The sequence below is a fragment of the Syntrophomonas sp. genome (genome assembly GCF_028707975.1).
Lineage (GTDB): Bacteria > Bacillota > Syntrophomonadia > Syntrophomonadales > Syntrophomonadaceae > Syntrophomonas.
Window position 1 is genome coordinate 1 of record NZ_JAQVZX010000085.1, and the last position, 7,609, is coordinate 7,609.

The window sequence follows — 7,609 nt, forward strand, 5'->3', positions numbered from 1 at the left end:
GGGATGAGAAACTTAAAGGGGGAAGACCTGAAAGCCCAGGCGGGAGTAGCTATGATTGCTCTTAAATCAGGAGCTCCAGTAGTACCTGTGGCCTGCATAGGTACTAACAGGATACTACCCCTGGGATGGTTGCAGCCTCTGGTGGTAAGGGTAGGCGATCCCATTAGTGTTGAAGAGTACCAGAGGCAGAAAGTAAATTCGGCAAGCATGGAAAAGTTAAGCAGCGACATTATGACTAAAATAAATCTTCTTTTAAAAAAATAAAGAAGGATTTAGCTATATTATTACTGAATAGTAATAATGTCTGTGAGGGAAGTAAATGTATGTTCTACTTGCTCGAAATGCGGGATTTTGCGCCGGAGTGAAAAAAGCAGTGAAAATTGCGGAGGAAGCCGCAGGGGAACCAGGCAAATGGTTTACTTTAGGACCGCTGGTTCATAATGATGAGGTAGTGGATTACTTCCGGAAAAAAGGCGTAGAGCCAGTGGATATACTGGGAAGAATTAGGGAACAACCAGCCGGGATAATAATCCGCTCTCATGGGACTTCCCCCGAATTAATAAATAAAGCCAGGGAACAGGGCTTTGAGGTAAGGGATGCTACCTGTGTTCTGGTTAAAAAGATTCATGAAATAGTGACCCGGTTAAGAGGTGAAGATTATGATATAGTTGTTTTTGGGGATGCCAAACACCCTGAAGTTGAAGGCATATTGGGGTGGTGTGGCCGGAGAGCGAGTGTAGTAGCCAGTACGGATGAAGTTTGTGGCTTGCCTGTTCTGCAAAAAGCAGCACTGGTTTCCCAAACCACCAAGGATCAAAAGGAATTTTTAGAGGTAGCGGAAGCTTTACGAAATAAATGCCGGGAACTAAAGGTTTTCAATACCATATGCTCAGCCACCAGGAACCGACAGGAGGCGGCCCAGGATTTATGCTGGGAAGTAGATTTAATGCTGGTGATTGGTGACCGAAAAAGCTCAAACACCCGCACTCTAAGTAAGGAGTGTCAAAACACCGGAGTCAGGACTTTTCAAATACAAAAGGCTTCTGAAATCAAACCGGAATGGTTGGATGGGGTATCAAAGATCGGAATTACCGCAGGAGCTTCGACTCCGGACTGGATAATTAAGGAGGTATTGGATAGGATGACGTTGTACGAGGAAGAAAAGATGCCGGAAGAGAACCAGGAAACAAATCAGGAGACTATGCCGGAAGAGAACCAGGAAACAAATCAGGAGACTATGCCGGAAGAGAACCAGGAAACAAATCAGGAGCCTGATGTACAGGAAGAAACGCCCGCCAATGAGGAATCGTTTGCCAAGCTGGAAGCCGAAATGGCCGATTTTGCTTCTCCCAGTAAAGGAGATGTAATAAAGGGCAAGGTTATTCAGGTTCTGGATGATGAAGTAATGGTTGATGTGGGTGGCAAATCTGAAGGAATTATCCCCCTCCGGGAAATGTCCTTGCAAGATATAGATTCCGCCAAGGAACTGGTTGAAGTTGGTGACGAAATTGAAGTAATGGTTTTAAAATGGGATGATGATGGTACCATTCTGCTTTCCAAAAAGAAAGTTGATGCCAAAATACTCCTGGATGAGTTGGAGGAAAGCTTTAAAGACGGAAAAGTAATTCAAGGTACAGTAACAGGCAGCGTTAAAGGCGGTTTATTGGTTGATGTTGGAATCGTAGCCTTTTTACCCGCTTCTCATGTTGAAGATGGTTATGTAAAAAATTTGGATGAATACATTAACCGGGACCTGTCTTTTAAAATAATTGAATTCAATCGTAACAAGAGGAGAGGTTCCCAGGTAGTGCTTTCCCGCAAGGAACTGGTAGCTGAAGAAAAAGCCAAACAGAAAAAGCTGTTCTGGGAGGAGATCGAAGAGGGACAAGTTCGTAAAGGCAGGATAAAACGTTTGGTGGATTACGGTGCCTTTATAGACCTGGGGGGTTATGAGGGCTTACTGCATGTATCGGAAATTGCTCATACCAGAATAGAGCAGCCTTCCGATGTTTTACAGGAAGGTGAAGAATTAGATGTTTACATCCTGGCTTTGGATAGGGAGAAGGAGAGAGTTTCCCTGAGCCGCAAGAAGTTGCTTAAGAGTCCCTGGGAGATAGTGATAGAAAAATTCCAGGAAGGTGATATTATTGAAGGTACCGTGGTGAGGATAGCTCCATTCGGAGCCTTTGTTGAAATCGAAGCCGGAGTTGATGGCCTGGTTCACATCTCCCAACTGGCCAACCACCGCGTTGAGAAGCCCGAAGATGTGGTTCAGGTTAATGAGAAGATAAAAATAAAAATACTTAGCATTGACCCGGAGGAAAAGAGGATAGGGCTTTCTTTAAAGGAAGCTCAGAATGAGTTGGAAAACCAGGAAATAGAAGAGTATATGGAAAATCAAGAAGAAAACGATTAGGCTATCTGAGGAGTGAAAAGAAATGCCGATTTTTGACTTTCAATGTCAAGATTGTGGTAAGTCTTTTGACAAGATGCTTTCCTATATTGACAAAGATAAGGTTCGTTGTCCGCAATGCGACTCCTCCAACTTAAAACAACTGCTTTCGTCTTTTAATACTACAAGATGGGGTATGAAGACGAATAAAGTACAAGGCCCAGATACCTGTGGAGGATGCAGTAACAGCGGGTGTCCAATGAGGTTTTAGGCTGCCGCTGGCAGCCTTTCTTGTTTTTTTCCTATATTTTAAAGGATGAAGATTTATGAAAACCAGTGGTATTATTTTGGCTGGAGGCAAGAGTTCGCGCATGAAGTTTAACAAGGCTTTTGCCCGAATAACTTCACAAACGGCCATTGAAATAATAATTGAAAAATTTACAGCATTTTTTAGTGAAACCATGATAATCACTAATGACCCCGAGTTATATCTGCACCTGGGCCTGCCTGTATTTACCGATGTTTATCCTCGGCAGGGACCGGTAAGTGGGATTCATTCAGCATTGTATCATGCTGCCAATGAAGCTGTATTTCTATTGGGATGTGATATGCCTTTTGTTGAAATGCAGGTAGTCGAATATATGCTGCAAATGCTGGGGGATCATGACAGCGTGGTTCCCTGCATCGACTCCCAACTGCAGCCAACATCCGCTGTCTACCACCGCAAATGCTTACCTCTGTTTACCTCTTGCCTGGAAAATCAAAGACTGAAATTAACCCGTATTTTCTATGAAGAGATTGATGCCCTGGTGATTCAAGAGGAAGAATTAGCCCAATTCGGCAACCCCCGTGAGATCTTCTTTAATGTTAATGATCCCACGGCTCTAAATACAGCTAAGGAAATGGCAGGGAGGCTGATTCTATCAGAAAGCAGCGTAAATCAGAGCATATTATAATGGCCAGCCAACTGGAAGATGGTCCGGTTACCTCCGGCTTTGAGGACATTAGGCTAATAAACGATTCGTTACCGGAATTAAACTTGGATGAAATTGATCTTAGCCTCAACTTTTTGGGTAAGGATCTGCAATACCCTCTCATGGTAAATGCTCTTACTGGTGGGACTGATCAGGCTTTGAACATTAATCGATCTTTAGCCCGGATGGCGCTTAAATATGGTTTGCCCATGGCTGTCGGCTCACAGAGTGTTGCCCTGGAATTCCCGGAAGCCACAATGTCTTTTAGTATTGTTCGAGAAGTTAATCCTAATGGGATAATTCTGGCAAATCTAAATGCAGCTGCCGGGGTAAAAGAAGCTCTGCAAGCGGTTCGGATGATATCCGCTGATGCCCTGCAGCTACATTTTAATGTAGTACAAGAGCTGGCGATGGCAGAAGGCGACCGTAATTTTAAAGGAATAAGGGAGAATATTCGCCAGATTGTTAAAGAATGCCCGGTGCCAGTAATTGCCAAGGAAGTCGGTTTTGGTTTTAGTCGGGAAGCAGCCAATTCTCTAATGGAAGCTGGAATTGAAATCTTTGATTGTAGCGGGCAGGGAGGGACGAACTTTATTCTTATTGAAGACCAGAGGGGAGGACATTTTGCTGGGGAATTAAATTCCTGGGGAATCCCTACAGCCATAAGTCTCATAGAGTTATTGCAGCTACCTACCCGTCGGGTAATTGCTTCCGGCGGAATCCGGAGCGCAGCTGATGCGGCCAAGGCTTTGGCCTTGGGGGCGGACTTGGTAGGAATGGCTGCTCCCTTACTTAAAACTTTTCTTTCCGGTGGTCTGGAAGCCCTGGATCAAAGCCTGAGCGGATTTTTCTACCGGCTAAAGGCAGTCTTTCTCATGAGTGGTGCCAGGAATTTGCATGAAATTCGCCAGAAACCTCTTATAATTTTAAGAGAAATTGCTGAATACCTGCGTTTGCGGGGAATTGATCCCAGCTACTGGGCCAGGCGTTGACCCGGCAACACAAAGATAATTAATCCTGCTATTATACCAAGGATAATCCTTTCTATTTACCCCCATTCATAGATAGCTTAAGTGCTACTCCTTTCTTTATAAAGAAAGCATGATGTCACTGCAAAGAGTAATAAATATGCATTAGTGTGCATAAATATACCGCTCAGCTACCTTAATAGCGACCGCAGGATGTGTAGGGAACGACCCCCGTGTCGTTCCGAATCAGGCGCAACAACTAGCGACCGCCAAGTACTGTAGGGGCGGACTTCGCCCGCCCGCTTTCACCTTCGCCAGCGCTTTGTATATTTATGTAACCCTTATGCAACAAAAAGGGTTTTTTGCCGTGGAGTCATATGTTATTTCAGCATATTCTCCACATAATCCAAAACAGAAAGGGAAACCTAATTAGAGCAAGTTTTCTTTAAGAAAGGATGGAGCTAATGGCGAATTTCCCTTTAGGGCTTATTGCTCTAGTGGTGGTATCCATATTAATTTATTTTGGGGTGGCACACCGGGTTCTGGATCGCTTACGCCTGAGTGATAGAGCAGCACTGGCGCTTATTGCCTTGATTATTGTAGGCAGCTTTATTGATATCCCCTTAAGTTCCAGAGTTACGATAAATTTGGGAGGATTCATTGCAGTTGGCCTGGCTTTTTATGTAATTATTGGAGCCGGCACTGCCTTTGAGAAAATGAGAGCTTTTCTGGCAGGTGTAGTTACTGCTCTAGCTCTGTTTTTGGCGGCCCGTTTCTTGGGAGCCGAACCGGAAAAAATCTTTATCGACCCTATTTATATTTATCCCCTGGTAGCAGGAGTCGTGGGTTATCTGGCCGGCCGCTCCCGGCGGGGTGCTTTTTTTGCCGCCGTCATGGGTATATTGGCTCTGGATATTGGTCAGTATCTGTATCTGACCCGTAGCGGGATTCGTGGAGTAGTTCATGTCGGTGGAGCTGGCGCTTTTGACTCCCTCATTCTGGCTGGAATTATTGCTGTTCTCCTGGCCGAATTAATAGGTGAAACCCTGGAAAGGGTGCAAGGAGGGCCCGAGACGGAAGACAGACCGCAGGAACTGGTAAAGAATTTGCGGGAACCTGAAGTAGTCCAAAAACCTCTTCCCACTGAAGAATCTGATAAAAATGAGAAAAGTAGTGGTGAGAACGGAGGTGCCGAAGATGCTTAAACGCACTCTAATCATATTTTTAATGCTGCTTATAGGTAGCAGCGTTGGAGGAGGTACTTTTAATGCTGCTTATGAGGAACAGCCGCTGGATAAATGCTTTACTTTGTTGGATGAAAACAACAATGTAATTCACCAGACGGGAAGCAAAGTGTATGCCGGTGATGAATATATCAGTGTTAGCAACGGCAGGTATAAAGTGGTGGATATAATTGGCAACACTGCGCGATGCAAGTATCAGGGAGAAGAAAAAATGCCGGTGTTAAGCTATGACAAGAAGACTAATGCCTGGAATTTTAACACTAAAGAACTGCCGGTAGTAGCTGGAAAGCGGCCAACGGTAGCGGTGTATCATACCCATAGCGATGAATCCTATGTTCCCAGTGATGGCAAAGAAAGCATTGAGGGGAATGGCGGCATCTATGATGTCGGACAGGTATTGGTAAATAAATTACAAAAAATGGGCCTTGAAGTGCAATACAATAAAAATAATCATAATCCTCATGATATCAATGCCTACAATCGTTCGCGGAGAACTGCCGCCAGCCTGTTGAAAAAGTCCCCTGATACAATAATAGATGTTCACCGGGATGCGGTTCCCGCCTCGCAATACCAGGCTCAAGTTAAAGGGAAGGATGTTACCAAAGTAAAACTGGTGGTAGGACGAAGCAACCCCAATATGAAAAGTAATTTGGAATATGCAAAAAAAATCAAGTCCGTAATGGACAAGAAAACGCCCGGTCTTTCCAACGGAATCTATATTGGCAAAGGAGATTACAACCAGGATTTGAGCCCGCGGGCTATGCTGCTAGAAGTCGGAGCCCATACCAACAAGAAAGAAGATGCGGAAAAAGGAATAAGTCTTTTTGCAGAAACCCTTCCCAGTGTTTTAGGTTACTCTAATAATCCGGTCAGCCAATCCCAGGCAGCTAAAAAACCGCTTGAAAGCAGTGAAAACAAGAGTGCCGGTACTAGTATATTAATGATATTGATAGTAGTGGCTGCCGCTGCCGGTGGTTACTATCTTTTGAACCGGGGTACCAACAAGTAGTATGGAACGATACGCCATAGCCATTCTGCTAGGGATAGCAGCTGGTTTTCTGGACAGGTTGATTATGCTCCGCAGTGATTATCGCTTCTATCCCACCTATCCCCATGGTTATTTGACCCACCTGGCTCTGGGTTTTATTGCTGCTGGCCTGGGAGCGGTTAGCATACCAGCGATTGCTAAACCCGATTATGTTGCGGTAACATTTCTGGTTCTGGCCGCCCAGCAGTTTCGGGAGATACGCAATATGGAACGCGAAACCTTAAGCAGATTGGAAGAGAGTAAATTGGTTCCCCGGGGAGCCGATTATATTGAAGGGATTGCCCGAGTTTTTGAAGCCCGCAATTACCTGGTTATATTTACGGCCATGCTGAGCAGCGCTGTAGCCTACTGGTTGCGATGGGAATATGCTCTTATTGCCGCTATTTTCAGCATAGTTATTTCCTCCAAACTAATGGGCGGTTCCTATATAGGTGAAATAGCCCAGGTGGAAAAAGGGGAAATAAGTTTTGACCAGTCTATTCTCAAGGTAAATGATGTCATCATTATGAATGTAGGACTGGCTGAAACCCGGGAAAAAATAAGGCAAGAAGGAATGGGGGTTATCATTAAACCCCGCGATGATAACGCCCGCCTGACGCTGGATGCACCTGGACAGCGAATGGCTATAATCCATGATGTGGTATCCATATTGGGAAGCAAGGTGGATGTATCGGAAACAGAATTGCGGCCTTTGGCTAGAAAGCAGGTAGATAAAGGTTACCTGGCTTTGTTTATAGTAGCCAATGAGCCGGATCTGGATTACTTAATAGAAATTATTAAACGGGTACCGGTAATTGAGTCAACCCGAGGTACTGCTTTAAAAAGCTTTTATGGAAGAAAGGCGGCAGATTAGTGGATAAAGGCTTAAAGGGGGGCATATTAGCCATTGTAACCATGGACAAGGATAAAGTAACTGGTGGTGGTTGTCCGGTATTTCTGGCAGTTGACGAGAAAGAACAAGAAAAGCTTGGCCTTTTCCTGGC

The 7,609-nt window shown here is 44.7% G+C and carries 7 protein-coding genes and 1 pseudogene; all 8 read left to right on the forward strand.

The genetic code is table 11. The features are described from left to right. Positions 1-264: pseudogene (locus PHP87_RS09575) on the forward strand (1-acyl-sn-glycerol-3-phosphate acyltransferase); the annotation flags it as partial. 55 nt (positions 265-319) lie between these two features. Next, the gene (locus PHP87_RS09580; protein WP_299920682.1) at positions 320-2,416 is read left to right on the forward strand and encodes a bifunctional 4-hydroxy-3-methylbut-2-enyl diphosphate reductase/30S ribosomal protein S1; all 2,097 of its coding nucleotides are present in this window, start codon (positions 320-322) and stop codon (positions 2,414-2,416) included. 22 nt (positions 2,417-2,438) lie between these two features. Next, on the forward strand, positions 2,439-2,663 hold the full coding sequence (locus PHP87_RS11955; RefSeq protein WP_366942926.1) for a zinc ribbon domain-containing protein: 225 nt from the start codon (positions 2,439-2,441) through the stop codon (positions 2,661-2,663). Between the two features lie 55 nt (positions 2,664-2,718). Beyond that, on the forward strand, positions 2,719-3,348 hold the full coding sequence (locus PHP87_RS09585; protein WP_299920684.1) for a molybdenum cofactor guanylyltransferase: 630 nt from the start codon (positions 2,719-2,721) through the stop codon (positions 3,346-3,348). Continuing rightward, positions 3,348-4,358, forward strand: a complete 1,011-nt coding sequence (gene fni / locus PHP87_RS09590) for a type 2 isopentenyl-diphosphate Delta-isomerase (RefSeq protein ID WP_299920687.1) — start codon at positions 3,348-3,350, stop codon at positions 4,356-4,358. The genes PHP87_RS09585 and fni overlap by 1 nt, the downstream gene beginning before the upstream one ends. Positions 4,359-4,798: 440 nt before the next feature. Beyond that, complete coding sequence (locus PHP87_RS09595) at positions 4,799-5,539, forward strand: DUF1614 domain-containing protein (RefSeq protein ID WP_299920690.1); 741 nt, start codon at positions 4,799-4,801, stop codon at positions 5,537-5,539. Continuing rightward, positions 5,532-6,587, forward strand: coding sequence for a stage II sporulation protein P (gene spoIIP, locus PHP87_RS09600; protein WP_299920693.1), 1,056 nt, complete (start codon positions 5,532-5,534; stop codon positions 6,585-6,587). Before PHP87_RS09595 ends, spoIIP begins: the two co-directional genes overlap by 8 nt. A 1-nt stretch (position 6,588) precedes the next feature. Continuing rightward, positions 6,589-7,479 carry a YIEGIA family protein gene (locus PHP87_RS09605; protein WP_299920696.1) on the forward strand — a complete coding sequence of 297 codons (891 nt, stop codon included), beginning with the start codon at positions 6,589-6,591 and terminating at the stop codon, positions 7,477-7,479. The last annotated feature ends 130 nt before the right edge of the window (positions 7,480-7,609 follow it).